This is a genomic window from Streptomyces sp. NBC_00090 (assembly GCF_045160815.1).
Taxonomy (GTDB): Bacteria; Actinomycetota; Actinomycetes; order Streptomycetales; family Streptomycetaceae; genus Streptomyces.
The window spans coordinates 7,917,254-7,929,885 of sequence record NZ_CP108224.1 but is presented as its reverse complement, the minus strand read 5'-3'; the positions used below and the strand labels follow the sequence as shown (position 1 = coordinate 7,929,885).

The 12,632-nt window shown below is 70.7% G+C and carries 12 protein-coding genes and 1 pseudogene; 6 read left to right on the top strand and 7 right to left on the bottom strand.

The window, feature by feature from the left end; genetic code table 11:
* Nucleotides 1-44: 44 nt before the first annotated feature.
* Nucleotides 45-791 carry a (2Fe-2S)-binding protein gene (locus tag OG361_RS35305; protein WP_405860138.1) on the bottom strand — a complete coding sequence of 249 codons (747 nt, stop codon included), beginning with the start codon at nucleotides 789-791 and terminating at the stop codon, nucleotides 45-47.
* 230 nt (nucleotides 792-1,021) lie between these two features.
* On the opposite strand from OG361_RS35305, the gene OG361_RS35300 reads away from it, so the two are divergent.
* Nucleotides 1,022-2,029 carry a DMT family transporter gene (locus OG361_RS35300; protein WP_405860136.1) on the top strand — a complete coding sequence of 336 codons (1,008 nt, stop codon included), beginning with the start codon at nucleotides 1,022-1,024 and terminating at the stop codon, nucleotides 2,027-2,029.
* On the opposite strand, the gene OG361_RS35295 is transcribed toward OG361_RS35300, so the two are convergent.
* Both OG361_RS35295 and panD read right to left on the bottom strand, forming a co-directional pair.
* A complete protein-coding gene (locus OG361_RS35295; protein WP_405860134.1) occupies nucleotides 1,910-3,370 on the bottom strand; it encodes a transglycosylase family protein in 1,461 nt (486 codons plus the stop codon). The two genes, OG361_RS35300 and OG361_RS35295, sit on opposite strands and share 120 nt — an antisense overlap.
* 443 nt (nucleotides 3,371-3,813) lie before the next feature.
* Nucleotides 3,814-4,239: an aspartate 1-decarboxylase gene (panD, locus tag OG361_RS35290; RefSeq protein WP_405860132.1), complete on the bottom strand. Its 426-nt coding sequence runs from the start codon at nucleotides 4,237-4,239 to the stop codon at nucleotides 3,814-3,816.
* Between the two features lie 379 nt (nucleotides 4,240-4,618).
* On the opposite strand from panD, the gene OG361_RS35285 reads away from it, so the two are divergent.
* Together OG361_RS35285 and OG361_RS35280 are read left to right on the top strand one after the other, a co-directional pair.
* Nucleotides 4,619-5,466 (top strand): IS5 family transposase gene (locus OG361_RS35285; RefSeq protein WP_405862622.1). Its coding sequence is split into 2 segments (ribosomal slippage): nucleotides 4,619-4,982 and nucleotides 4,982-5,466, totalling 849 coding nucleotides; the frame shifts between segments, so codons are not numbered across the junction.
* A gap of 119 nt (nucleotides 5,467-5,585) precedes the next feature.
* Nucleotides 5,586-6,017: a hypothetical protein gene (locus OG361_RS35280; protein WP_405860130.1), complete on the top strand. Its 432-nt coding sequence runs from the start codon at nucleotides 5,586-5,588 to the stop codon at nucleotides 6,015-6,017.
* Nucleotides 6,018-6,021: 4 nt separating this feature from the next.
* On the opposite strand, the gene OG361_RS35275 is transcribed toward OG361_RS35280, so the two are convergent.
* The gene (locus OG361_RS35275) at nucleotides 6,022-7,143 is read right to left on the bottom strand and encodes an IS630 family transposase (protein WP_405862620.1); all 1,122 of its coding nucleotides are present in this window, start codon (nucleotides 7,141-7,143) and stop codon (nucleotides 6,022-6,024) included.
* A gap of 385 nt (nucleotides 7,144-7,528) precedes the next feature.
* Between OG361_RS35275 and OG361_RS35270 the strand changes: the two genes are divergently transcribed.
* Both OG361_RS35270 and OG361_RS35265 read left to right on the top strand, forming a co-directional pair.
* Nucleotides 7,529-8,464: a hypothetical protein gene (locus tag OG361_RS35270; protein ID WP_405862745.1), complete on the top strand. Its 936-nt coding sequence runs from the start codon at nucleotides 7,529-7,531 to the stop codon at nucleotides 8,462-8,464.
* 46 nt (nucleotides 8,465-8,510) lie between these two features.
* Nucleotides 8,511-8,711, top strand: a pseudogene (locus OG361_RS35265) (hypothetical protein); the annotation flags it as partial.
* Nucleotides 8,712-8,811: 100 nt separating this feature from the next.
* Here OG361_RS35265 and OG361_RS35260 read toward each other — a convergent pair.
* Nucleotides 8,812-9,396, bottom strand: a complete 585-nt coding sequence (locus OG361_RS35260) for a DinB family protein (protein ID WP_405860128.1) — start codon at nucleotides 9,394-9,396, stop codon at nucleotides 8,812-8,814.
* A gap of 177 nt (nucleotides 9,397-9,573) precedes the next feature.
* A complete protein-coding gene (locus tag OG361_RS35255) occupies nucleotides 9,574-10,890 on the bottom strand; it encodes an MFS transporter (RefSeq protein WP_405860126.1) in 1,317 nt (438 codons plus the stop codon).
* A gap of 89 nt (nucleotides 10,891-10,979) precedes the next feature.
* Between OG361_RS35255 and OG361_RS35250 the strand changes: the two genes are divergently transcribed.
* Entirely contained in the window at nucleotides 10,980-11,957 is a 978-nt protein-coding gene (locus OG361_RS35250) for a winged helix-turn-helix domain-containing protein (protein WP_405860124.1), read from the top strand.
* Between the two features lie 68 nt (nucleotides 11,958-12,025).
* On the opposite strand, the gene OG361_RS35245 is transcribed toward OG361_RS35250, so the two are convergent.
* Nucleotides 12,026-12,154 (bottom strand): MerR family DNA-binding transcriptional regulator, encoded by a 129-nt coding sequence (locus tag OG361_RS35245; protein ID WP_405860122.1) that lies wholly within the window; start codon nucleotides 12,152-12,154, stop codon nucleotides 12,026-12,028.
* Nucleotides 12,155-12,632 lie beyond the last annotated feature (478 nt).

The window sequence follows — 12,632 nt, the reverse complement described above, 5'->3', positions numbered from 1 at the left end:
TCGTACGTCGTCACCGCCGCTTGCGGGCTCTCGAAGAGGCAACTTTACGGAGCGGGGGGCCGCGCCTCCAAACCCGTTCGGGGGGCGTGGTCGAAGACACAGTCCCCGCACAGTCCGCCGCCCGGGCAGCGGTAGTACAGGCAGCAGCTGGCACGGCGCAGTCGGGGGCCGCGGACCGTGCCGGCGAGGTCGGGGTGGTCGAGGAGCCCGGCGACGAGGGCGGCGGCCCGTTCGGCGACCTCCGGCCGGTCCCGCGCGCGGGCCCAGCGGGTGAGCTCGCGCAGTGCCCCGGCGAGGGCGGAGCCGGCGTTGCCCCAGAGCAGCCGGGGCGAGATCCGGCCGTCGCGGCGCAGCGCCGCGTGCAGCGGGACGAGGTGGGCCTCCTGGACGGCCGCGCGGAGGCTGTCGACGGTGGCGGGGAGGGTGGCCGAGCCGGACCACCACAGGTCGTCGGGAGAGGTCAGGGCCCCGTCCCAGTGCAGCTCGTCGGGGGCGAGGTCGGGGATGCGCCCGTACAGCGCGGCCGGCCCGAGGGCGGTCGACCAGAGCCGGGCCGCGAGGCCGAGGTGGGCTACGGAGGCCCCGACGCGCCGCTCGGGAGCGCGGAGCCGGGCGGCGACACGGTCCACGCGCGCGGTGAGGGGGCCGTCCTCCCCCGCGTACAGCCGGGAGAGGGGGCGGTGCGCCCCTCCGGTCTCCGGCGCGGTGGTCCGCAGGACGAAGAATCCGCCCACCGATCCGCTCTCGACGAGATCCACCCGCTGTCCCCGTTCCCCCGTTGCCCTGCTCATGTGTCCCCGTTGCCCTGTTCACGAGCTCGCGCCCACGGTAGCGCCGGGGCACTTCGACTCGTCGCGCACCCCTCTCAGCGGGCGCCGGAATGATCCCGTTCCACCCCTTCTGACCTGCGCGGGTGTACGCCTCTGGGCGTACGTCCGGGCCGTGTACTGCGACGGCGGTACCCGCGAAGACGTTCCCCGGTACGACGCCGAATTCGCCCGGAAGAGAGATCGTGGAAGGTATGAGCCCCCTCCTGCTGTCCGTGCTCCTGTCCCTGGTCTCGGCGGTCGCCTACGCGGCAGCGGCGATCGTGCAGGAGCGGGTCGCGGCCTCCGCCGCCGGTCCGCGCTACGCGCCGTTGCGCAGCCCGGCGTGGTGGGTGTCCGTCCTGCTCAACGGTCTCGGCGCGACCCTGCACGTGGCCGCCCTGGCGTTCGGTCCACTCAGTCTGGTCCAGCCGCTGGGCGCCCTCACGATCGTCTTCGCGCTGCCCATGGCGGCCCTCTTCGTCGGCCGCCGGGCCGGGCGGCGGGCCTGGCGGGGCGCCCTGATGGCCACGGTCGGCCTCGCCGGTCTGCTGAGCCTCACGAGCGGCTCGGACGCGCAGTCCCTCGCCGACGGGGAGCGCTGGCTGCTCGCCGCGGGCACGTTCGGCGCCGTGGCCGTCCTGTTCACGACGGCGCACCTGGTGGGCCGGCCCGTGCTGCGCAGTGTCGTCCTGGCGGCCGCGGCGGGCGTCTCCTTCGGCATGGCCTCGGTCTTCACCAAATCGGTGGCCGAGGACTGGACCTCCGGCGCCCCGCTCGCCGAGTGGACCGGTCTGCTGGTCCTGTCGGCGTTCGCCGTGACCGGCCTGCTCCTCTCCCAGGCCTCGTACCGGGGCGCGGGGCTCGCCGCCCCGCTGGCCACGGTCACCGTGGTCAATCCGGTGGTCGCGGCGGCCGTGGGCCTGACGCTCTTCGGCGAGAGCTTCCGCTACGGCACGGCGGGCACCGTCGCCGCGCTGATCTGCGGCGCGGTCGCGGCGGGCGGCCTGGTCCAGCTCACTCTGGACCGTATGACCGTCCCGCCGGAAGCGCTGTCGGTGTCAGATCCGGCCGGGGAACCCCGTCCGGTTCGCGAGGCGGAGTCAGATGGAGACGCCCCGCGCCCTGAGGTAGGCCAGGGGGTCGATGTCGGAGCCGTACCCGGGACCCGTCCGTACCTCGAAGTGGAGGTGCGGTCCCGAGCTGTTGCCGGTCGATCCTGAACGCCCGATGCGCTGACCGCCCTGCACCCGCTGGCCCTCGCGGACGGTGAGCGCGGAGAGGTGCGCGTACTGGCTGTAGCGGCCGTCGTCGTGGCGGAGGACGATCTGGTAGCCGTACGCGCCGCCCCACCCTGCGGAGACGACCCGGGCGTCGGCGACGGCCTTGACCGAGGTGCCGGTGGGAACGGGGAAGTCGACTCCGGTGTGGTAGCCGCTGGACCAGGAGGAGCCGCGGGTGCCGTACCGGGTGCCGACGCCGGCCGCGATGGGAGCGGAGTAACGGTCCTCGTCCGGGGCGGCGGCCGGGCGCGGCTTGGGCTTGGCGGCCGGCTTGGCAGCGGGCTTGGCGGCCGGCTTGGCCGCCGGCTTGGCTGCCGGTTTCGTTGCGGGCCTGGCCGCCGGCTTGGCCGGCGGTCTCGAGGCGGGCTTCGCGGCCGGGTTCGCGGCAGGTCCGGCGGCGGGCTTCGTCACCGGCTGTACGGCGACGGGCCGGGTGCGCGGGGCCGCGGTCTTCGCGGGAGGCGTCTTCGCGGAGGGCGGGGTCGCCGACGGCGGCTTCGGGGCGGCGGACTTCGCGGGCGGGGTGGCCTTCGCGGGCGGGGTGATCTTCGCGGGCGGGGTCGCCCGGGCCTCCTCCGCCTTCCTGGGCGCGGTGATGCGCAGGGTCAGCCGCTGGCCCGGGTGGATCAGGTCGGGGTCGTCGCCGACGACCGTCCTGTTCGCCGCGTACAGGCCCTTCCAGCCGCCCTGGACCCGCTCCTCGCGGGCGATCCTGGAGAGCGAGTCCCCGGGCGTCACCGTGTACATCTCGCGGACGGTGGGCACGGTGGTCGGGCCCGCGCTCCTGGCGGTCCGCTCGGGTAAGGCGCGCTGTCCGGGCAGGGACGCCGTCCTCGGGGCGTTGCCCCCGGTGGAGAGCTTCGCCTTCGCGCCGCCCTGAGGGGTGAGGTCCGGCGCCTCCCCGCCGCGTTCGAGACCCGCGCTCGGCCCGCAGGACGGCCAGGCTCCGGGCCCCTGCCCCTTGAGCACGCGCTCGGCGATCACGATCTGCTGGTCCTTGGAGGCGAGGTCGGCGCGCGGCGCGTAGTGCGTACCGCCGTAGCTCTCCCACGTGGACTGGCTGAACTGGAGACCGCCGAAGTAGCCGTTCCCGGTGTTGATGCGCCAGTTGGAGGACGACTCGCAGGACGCGACCTTCTCCCAGACGTCCAGCGAGGCGGCCTGCACGGCTCCCGCGCCGATCAGCGGCAGCGCCATTCCGGCGCCTCCCGCGGTGACGGTGAGCGAAGCGCGGTTGATCCGGCTCGGCTGGTGGCGGCGGTGACGTCCGCGTACGGCCATGGGCCCCCCCTTGAACACAGCAACAGCCGTCCAAGTTAGGGGTGGCGCACGCTCCGTGACAAGGGCTCGCGCGGATCCTCAAGCCCCTTCTGTCACCTCTCCGTTGACCGTGAGTGGCCCCCGGCGGGGCCCGGCTGGGGCTGAGGCTCGGGTTCCGGTACGGGGCGGCCTGGCTCGGGCACCGGCGTGGGCCCGGGTTCCGGCGGCACGGGTCCGGGGCTCGGCGGGGGTACCGGGCTCGGCGGAGGCACGGGGCTCGGCGGGGGCACGGGCGGCGGAGAGGGGGGCACGGGGTTGGGGTACGTCTGCGTCATCACGGACCTCTCGGTCGACGGGATCATCCCTCCCCAGGGTGACCCGGCGCGCGCGTGTGCGCCCGCCGGGCCCGTCCCTTCGGGTCCGTCCGGCTCAGCGGCTCAGCCAGCCGCCGGCTCGCCCTCGGCTCAGATCGGTGCGGGTACGGCGTGCGGGGCGCGCACCGTGTCACTCCCGGGGACGGGCGCGGAGGCGTCCTGCCCGAGCTCCACGATGCGGTTGTCCCCGTCGACGTGCACGACACGCGGCACGAAGGTGCGCGCCTCGGCGTCCTCGACCTGGGCGTAGCTGATGAGGATCACGAGGTCGCCGGGGTGCACGAGGTGCGCGGCGGCACCGTTGATCCCGATGACCCCGGAGCCGCGCTCACCCTCGATGACGTACGTCTCCAGCCGGGCGCCGTTGTCGATGTCGACGATGTGCACGAGCTCGCCGGGCAGCAGGTCGGCCGCCTCCATCAGCTCGGCGTCGACGGTGACGGACCCCACGTAGTGGAGATCGGCCTGGGTCACGGTCGCCCGGTGGATCTTGGACTTGAATATTGTTCGCATCATCGAGCTACTCCTGGCCATAGGCTCCCTGCCTGCGTTTTTGCAGGTCAAGGGCTGTTTTCACACCCTACAACGAGTCGCAAGTCCAGGCAGCTGTCCCCAGGTTTTTCAGGACTCATGCTGACCACTTGCTGACTTTCCTGACGCATCATCAGGCAGCGCCGGGGGCTCCACTCACTCTCCCTGGCTCCACCGCGACGACCCCACAAGCCTACGCAGCACACCCTCAAGAGCCCCCGTGATCACCGTCACTCTCACAGAGCGGCGACGCCCGATCCGCGCGTACACGAGGACTCGTCGCCGCAGGGACCCTCAAAACGGCGCGGCAACCTAGAGATCGTCTTCAAAGGTGATCGCGTGATGAGGGATCATGCTCGTCGTGGTGCGTCGTCATGAGCTTTCGGATGCCGAGTGGGCTGTGTTGTCGCGGTTGCTGCCGAGTTCGGGGACCGCGGGGCGGCCTCGTTCGGACGACCGAGTGGTGCTGAACGGGATCGTGTGGAAGCTGCGGACCGGTTCAGCCTGGCGTGACGTGCCGGAACGGTACGGCTCCTGGCAGACCTTGTACACGCGTTTTCGCAGATGGGCACTGGACGGCACGTTCTCGCGCATGCTGCGGGTCATCCAGGCGGAGAAGGACTCGGCCGGAGACATCCAGTGGCTGGTGTCGGTCGACTCCACCGTCGTGCGGGCCCACCAGCATGCCGCCGGTGGCAAAAGGGGGCGGTCGACCGGGACGAAGCGGGTGATCACGCCCTCGGCCGATCCCGCGGCGGACTGAGCACGAAAGTCCACCTGGCCTGCGACGGGCTCGGCCGCCCTCTCGGTTTCGTCCTGTCGGGCGGCAACGTCAACGACTGCACCCGCTTCGAGCAGGTGATGGGCGCGATCAGCGTGCCCAGGATCGGGCCCGGGCGCCCGCGGACCCGCCCCGACCATGTGGTGGCGGACAAGGGTTACAGCTCTCGCAAGATCCGTGCTTACCTGCGCAGACGCGGCATCGGGCACACGATCCCCGAACGCGCCGACCAGATCCTCGGCCGGCTCAACCGCGGCACCCGCGGCGGCCGGCCACCCCGCTTCGACCGATGCGTCTACCGTCGGCGCAACGTCGTCGAACGCTGCTTCAACCGCCTCAAGCAATGGCGGGGCATCGCCACTCGCTACGACAAGACCCGCGAGTCCCACCAAGCCGCCGTCACCATCGCCTCGATCCTGCTCTGGATCTGACCTTTGAAGACGACCCCTAGTGCTCTGACCGGGAAGGTTGGCTGGGTTGAGTAGGCTCAGCCCGGTTGTGTTGGAAGAGGAGGGTAGGCGTGACGCGGAGACCTTCGGTGGATGAGGCCGTGGAACTGCTGGAGGGTGAACTGGGTTCCCGAGCCTTTGCCGTTCCGGTCCCGGAAGACGTCTGGTTTGCCTTCCTTCGTTTCGGCCGTCGGATGTTCCACGTCCCGGACACACCCGATGCCGACGGCCTTCTGTTCCAGTACGGGACCTACGCGTTCGACGGTCCTGCGACGTTCACGCTGGACCTCACCCGACAGTTCGAGGTCTCCGACAGCGACGGTGATTACGACCACTACGTGCAGGTCCACTGCGAGCTCCGATACGGACTCACCCCTGCCCTGGAGGCCCTGGGAAGCTTCCATTCGTGGTTCTTCCACGATGCCGGAGCAGATCTCGAAGAGTGGGCCCAAGTGCTGACCGAACGGGCGGTGTGGACCACAATCCGCGAACTCAGGCCGATCGAGATCAAGGTGTACCAAGAGCGGGTGTAGCTGCTCAGGCCGCCATCGTGGTGGGACGTCCTCCCCAACGGATGCCTTTCTCGCTTCGTATGCGGGCGCGTTCGCGTCGCTGGGCGGCGAGGACGTCGGGATGGCGGGCGTTGTTGTTGCGCCAGCGCAGGTAGGCGTGCAGGGCCCGGGTTTGGACGGTGTGGTTGGGGTGGTGGGAGTTGGCCAGGGTGAACTGCCGCAGCGGCCCGAAGTGGGCCTCGATGGGGTTGGCCCAGGAGGCATAGGTCGGCGTGAAACAGAGCTCGACCTTGTTCCGGGCCGCCCACCTGCGAATTCTCCAGTTCAGGTGGGCGGAGAGATTGTCGAGGATGACGTAGATCGGGCCGCCGTCGGATCGGGCGGCGCGGATCGACCGCAGGGCTGACCAGGTGTGGTCGATGCTCTTGCGCCTTCGGTTGATGCCCCACAGCTCGTCGTCGCCAACCGAGTAGCAGCCGTGGAAGTAGGTAATCCCGTGGGTGCGCCGGTAAGTGGCCGGCAGCCGGTCGGGCTTGCGCTGCTCAGCCCAGCAGGAGCCAGCGGTGGGGCGGATGCCCAGGGGGCCGAATTCGTCGAAGGCGAAGGTGCGGTCGGGACGGTCGTTGATCGCGTACTCGATGCGGGCGAGCTTGGCGTCGAAGTCCGGATCCGGTGAATCCTTCCAGGTCTTCGTCCGCTGGAAGGAGATCCCTCGGCGGGCCAGGAGGCAGCGAAGGGCTTCACGGCCGATCTGGATCGGTCGGGGGATGTTGCGCCGCAGGTGATCAGCGAGTTTGCGGATCGACCAGCGGGTGAAGGGCTTGCCCAGCGCGGTCGGGCGGGTGGTGGCCGTCTGGACGACGTAGTCCTCGTCGTCACAATTCAGCAGGCGGGGACGGCCTCCCGCCCACTGAGGGTCCAGGCATGCGAGCCCGATCTCGTTGAACCGGTGGATCACATCGCGGACGGTGTCCTCGTCCGCCTGGACCAGACGCGCGATCACCGGAACCGAACTGCCGCCGGCCGAGGCCAGCAGCATCATCGCCCGGCGAAACCGCACCGAGCTCGTGCTGCCCCGCCGAACGATCTGCTGCAGTTTCTGGCCCTCCTGCTCGGTCAGCCCGCGGACCCTGACCGGTAACGCCATACCCGCCTCCCCATGCCAGTCGACGTCGTCACATCCGATCAGCACAACGAGCAACCCGGCAAACCTTCCCGGTCAGAGCACTAGTCAGTGGTGTCGGGGGTGCCGAGTGTGACACCCGGGGGAACAAGGTCGGTCACGTACTGGGTGAGCGCCTCGCGTTCCTCCTCGGCGGTGCTCCGGAGCTGGGTGGTGCCTTGGTGGGGCAGGTTGCACCGCGCCCGGTTCGACGTCCATGAGCGCGATCGGCCGGTCGACCCCGGGCTCGAAGAGAACAAGCATGGGTGCCTCGGAGGCCGGATCCTCACCGCCCGGCAGGACCAGGTAATCGAGGGTGCGTGCTTCAGGCGACCGAGCGGCGCGCAGCACGCGTCGCAGGGTCCGGCCGGTGCGGGCCGCGCACCAGGCCAGGGCTCGTCGACGGCTGTCCGGGACCAGCCTGCCGATGTGCCACACCACCGAGGTCCTCGCCGCTCTGGACCTGCTGCACGACGACCGGGCACCGGCCGCCAGGGATTGGATCGAGCGGCGCACCACAGAGCTACCTGATGGCTTCGTCTCTGACGTCCGCGGCTGGCTTCTCTGGTTGCTGGACGGTGACGCCCGCACCCACCCCCGGGCCCTGGGCACCGTGCACTCCTACTTCGGTGCCGTCCGGCCGATCGTGGAGCGATGGGCCGAGCACCGTTCCCAGCTGAGGGAGGTCACCCGCGAGGACGTCACCGGCGTAGTCGCCGACCTTCGGGGCAGCCAGAACACCACCGTCGTCACATCCCTGCGGCCCCTCTTCCGCTACGGCAAGAAGTACAAGCGCGTCTTCGCCAACCCCATGCGGGGCATCCGCGTCGGCCGCCGGGCACCGGGACCCGTCATGCCGATGTCCGACGACGAAATCGCCCACGTCCAGACCACCGCCCAGGCCCCGGCCGCCCGGCTGGCCGTCGCCCTGGCCTCCGTCCACGCCCTCCGGGGCGAAGCGATTCGGGTCTTGCAGCTGGGCGGCCTGGACTTCCACCTGAACCGCATCAGCCTCGACGGCACCGTCCAGCCGATGGGTGCCCTCACCCCGCTGCCCTCCGGGGCTGGTTCGCCGAGCGGCACACCCGCTGGCCCCGAACCCTCAACCGCCACGTCCTGGTATCCCGGCAGACCGCGAACGGCACCGGTCCGGTCAGCGCACACTTCCTCAGGCGCCAGCTCACGATGCACGGCGTCAGCCTGGACCGCGTCCGCGCCGATCGCGTCCTGGGCGAAGCCCTTGCCACCGGCGCCGGCCCCTTGCACCTGGCCGCGATCTTCGACATCTCCGAGACAACCGCCGTGAGGTACGCAACCATCGCCCGCCGACTCCTCACCCCAGCCGAACTGGAAGCGGGACCGCCCAGCTCCAGGCCGAGGGCCACGAGATCCGCGAGGAGGGCATCACCCGGCTCTCCCCGCTCAGGCACCGCAACCTGAACCTGCTCGGCCGCTACAGCTTCACCGCCTCGGCTCTGGCCGCCGACACCCTGCGCCCGCTGCGCAACCCGGACGCGCCCGAGCTGGACGAGGACGACGAAGGCGTCGACTGAAGGCTCACATCGGGTGACGCGGGCATATCGGGTGGCCGGGGTGCTCGGAAATCGCAAGTGCCGGTAGGGGAGCTGATGTCAGGCTGCCTGGTATGTCCGCCTAAGCCTTGATCGATGCGGCCGACCTGGCGGCCTGCTCGATCTTCGCGCAGTGGGCTGCACGGGCTTCCTCGTCGATCTGCTGCTCGTGTTCGGCGCGCAACCCGGTCCGGCCGTCGAGGCCCTCGCGCAGGATATCGGCGTGCCCGGCATGCCGGATGGACTCGCCGAGGACATGGACCATGATGGCGAACAGGTTCGTGTCGGCATAAGGCTCCGGCCACCACGGCACGTGGCCGGAGGCGTCGAGGGGAAGCTCGTTGATCGTCGCGTCCGAGTGTTCCCACGTGCGCCGATAGAACCCGATGATCTGATCGCGGGTCTCGTCCTCGGTCGCCCACTGATCGCTGCCGTCGGAGTCCTGCCAGCGGGGCAGCGGTTCCGGGGAAGGGCGGTCGAAGACCTCGCCGAAGTATCTGGCCTCGACGGTGGCCACGTGTTTGACCAGGCCGAGGAGGTTGGTCCCGGTCGCTGTCAAAGGTCGGCGGGCGTCGTATTCGGACAGGCCGTCGAGTTTCCAGAGCAGCGCCTCGCGGTCCCGCCGCAGTCTCCCGTGCAGGTTGTCTTTCGCGAATTCATCGATCATGCGGCATGAGCCTTCCATGGTTTGTTCGTGGCCTCAAGATCCCGTATGTGGTCCGCGACGGCCGGCAGAGCCGAGGCTTGGGACTCCTTGCACAATGAGCTACCGGGAATGACTGTCTGTCAGAGAGACGTGGGGGTGGGGTGCGTGACGGCTCGCGGCCGACCCGGCCTGCGACGGTTACTGCGCTGGAGAACTACATGCATGCTGTTCGGTGCCGTTCTCTGATCCCGTTGAGTAGTTCGGGACGGGGACCGGGGAGGTGGGCGGCTGCCAGGTGAGAATCCAGCCGGCGGTAAGCGCCGCCGCGCCGCCTGCCAGGGCGATGGCGCCGCCTGTTCCGATGCCTGCGGCCACCGAGCCGAAGCAGGCCGGCCCGACGCCCTGCAGCGTCATGCCGCCGGAGCCGAGCAGGCCTAAGGCCTGGCCCTGGCCATCCTGCGGCAGGGCGTCCAGGAACGGCCGTTGCAGGCCGAGACCGTAGGCGAATCCGAAGCCGCAGAGCAGCAGCAGACAGGACGAGACGCCCACTCCGGGCTCGGCGGCGAAGCCGACCAGCGACAGTCCCATCAGCGCAATCAACGGGACTACCAGTCGCTCCCGGGTGGCCGGCCGTAGCAGTCGCCCCACCAGCAGGTCACCGACAAGCATGCCGACCGGCAGACAGCCCATCAGCACCGCGTACCAGCCGGGCGCGAAGCGGCGTCCTCCCGCGTAGGCGACGATCAGGCCTTCCGCGCCCGCTACGAACGCGGGCGGTAGCCACTGGGCCAGCATCAGTCGTCGCATCGTGTGTCCGCGCAGCAGCAGGCCGGCACCGTGCAGGCTTGCCCGGACGGCCCCGCCATCGCCCCGAGCGCCGGCGGGTGTGCCGCCGAACTCTTCCCGCCGCAGCCGGGGTAGCCGGATGCGGACAGCGAGCGCGCAGCCGAGGTAGAGGGCGGCGCTCACCGTGAGCGCCCGGTGCGGGCCGAGTACCGCGACGACCGCACCTCCCAGCGCCAGACCGAACAACTGCGCGCCGGAGGAGGCGATGTTGTTCAGTGAACGGCCCAGTACATAGGCGTCGCCCTCCAGGCACTGCGCGACCAGCCGACTCGACGCGCCGCTGAACACGGGTGTGGCGAGGGCGACCAGCGCCACGACACCGAGGCTTGCCGCGATCGGTATCCGCACCAGGGCGAGCAGCAGGGCGGCGGCGCACTCCAAGGCGTAGCCGCCGGTGATGAGCGCGCGGGGCGGCAGCCGGTCGGCCAGCGAGCCCAGCAGCAGCGAGCCGAACAGCTGCGGGATGAAGCCGATGCCGAAGGCCAGTGCGCTCAACAGCGGGGAGCCGGTGGCCGAGAAGACCAGAACCGAGAACGTGGTGATCCGCATCGCGTCCGCGGTGATCGCGACGGTGCGGGTCGAGAAGAGCAGCCGGAATCGCGGCTCGGCCAGCACCTCCCGGTAGGTGGAACGGTGGTTGACCTGCACGGTTTCGGCGGTTGGGATCATGACGCCCAGCCTCACCGTGCACCCACGCCACTCACCAGTGATTCGTCGCTGGACGAATCGGAACGGACGTCCCGGGATATCATCGCCAGGTGCTGCGCTTCGAAGTCTCCGTCGAGGACCTGCTGCGCAGCCGCTTCGCACTGTCGCCCGCACTGGACCTCTGTTTGCTGCTGCGCTCGCTCGCCGGCCAAGGCCAGCCGCTGCCGCGAGCCTGGGCCGCCCGGCTCATGCCGGCCTTCGAACGGCTTCGCCGCGAGTCCGAACTGGACGCCGCCCTCGCGCTGCAGGCCCCGCAAGGCGGACCGAACTTCGTCGCCCCGCCCCCGCGCGGCCTCAACCAGACCTGGGCGGACGACCTGGCCGTGATCCGGGCCACACCGCTGGAAGCGGCCCGCCGCGAATTCGCCGCCACCGCGACCGGCCCGTCCGCCCGTGATCCCCGCGTACGCGCAGTGCTGGACTCGGCGGACGCCGTCTCCAGGATCGCCGAGGCGATGGACCAGGCGTGGCACGAGCTGCTCGCCGCGGACTGGCCGCAACTGCGCGCGATCTGTGAGCGCGATGTCGTGCACCGGGTGGGTGTGATCGGCGAACACGGATGGGCCGCGACCATCGAGAGCCTGCACCCGGGCGTCGCCTGGCGCGCCGGCGGTATCGAGATCGGCTTCTTTCGAGGTGGAACAGTCCGCCTCGCCGGCGACGGGCTCCTGCTGATCCCTTCGGCCATCGTCGGGCATATCGCCGCCCACATGGAAGACCCCTGGCCCAGGACCTTGGTCTACCGTGCCCGCGGCACCGCCGCCCTGTGGGGCGAACAGGAGACCGTCCCCCGACCGGACGCGCTGACCGCTCTGGTCGGCCGGGCCCGAGCCCGGCTGCTGTTGGCGCTGGACTCCCCGGCCAGTACCAGCCACCTCGCCCGAAGCCTCGCCATGGCACCCGGCGCGGTGGGAGACCACCTCGCCATCCTGCGAGGCGCGGGGCTGCTCGTCCGCGCCCGGTCCGGACGGTCGGTGCTCTACCGGCGCACCCCGCTCGGCGAGGCACTGGTCGCCGGTTCGGGCTGAGGGCTCAGATCAGCACCGAGCAGCTGCGCGGCCTTGATCACCCGCAGCACGGTCACCACCTCCTCGCCTTACAAGCGGGGGCCTCCGTCGCTGCGTTCCGGCCTGGCGAGCAGACCGCGCCGCTCGTAGTAGCGCAGGGTCTGGATGTCCACCCCGGCCGCCTCGGCGACCTGCCCGCTGCGCTTGCCCGAGCTCACCGTTGCTCCCCGGCGGCAGCGGTCCGCGCCGCGAGGGCGTTCAGGACCGCCTCGTGTCTCCTGCCCACCGAGTGTCCAGGCCGACCAGGTCCTTGCCGGGGGTGGTGGTGAAGGTGAAGAACGAGCAGCAGCCGCTCGCGCGTGCCACCAGGTCCCGCACCCGCTCCTCGACACCGGGTCCGCCGGCAAGGTCCAGGCGCAGACGGAGCGGCTCGGGCCTAGACAGGGAGGTCAGCCGTTCGGGGAACAGCGGACACCTCCGACGGAAAACCTGTATCTAAGTACCGGTTGCAAGGCGTGGTCTCGGACCTTGGGACCGCAGACAGAAGGGTCGCCCCAAGAGCCGCACACCACCGAGAACCGAAGAGTGCGACGGCCGAGGGCTTCAGCGCCGCATTCGTTCCGACGGTTCCCCAAGTCCCCGAGGCCGAACCCGAGGTCCGGCCCTCGCAAACAGCGGCAGCAGCCCTGAGTTCCC

Excerpts from the sequence above, each read along its gene's own strand:
- OG361_RS35305 (WP_405860138.1), bottom strand. The coding sequence starts at position 791 with ATGAGCAGGGCAACGGGGGAACGGGGACAGCGGGTGGATCTCGTCGAG.
- OG361_RS35300 (WP_405860136.1), top strand. The coding sequence starts at position 1,022 with ATGAGCCCCCTCCTGCTGTCCGTGCTCCTGTCCCTGGTCTCGGCGGTC.
- OG361_RS35295 (WP_405860134.1), bottom strand. The coding sequence starts at position 3,370 with ATGGCCGTACGCGGACGTCACCGCCGCCACCAGCCGAGCCGGATCAAC.
- panD (WP_405860132.1), bottom strand. The coding sequence starts at position 4,239 with ATGATGCGAACAATATTCAAGTCCAAGATCCACCGGGCGACCGTGACC.
- OG361_RS35275 (WP_405862620.1), bottom strand. The coding sequence starts at position 7,143 with ATGGCGTTACCGGTCAGGGTCCGCGGGCTGACCGAGCAGGAGGGCCAG.
- OG361_RS35260 (WP_405860128.1), bottom strand. The coding sequence starts at position 9,396 with ATGATCGATGAATTCGCGAAAGACAACCTGCACGGGAGACTGCGGCGG.
- OG361_RS35255 (WP_405860126.1), bottom strand. The coding sequence starts at position 10,890 with ATGATCCCAACCGCCGAAACCGTGCAGGTCAACCACCGTTCCACCTAC.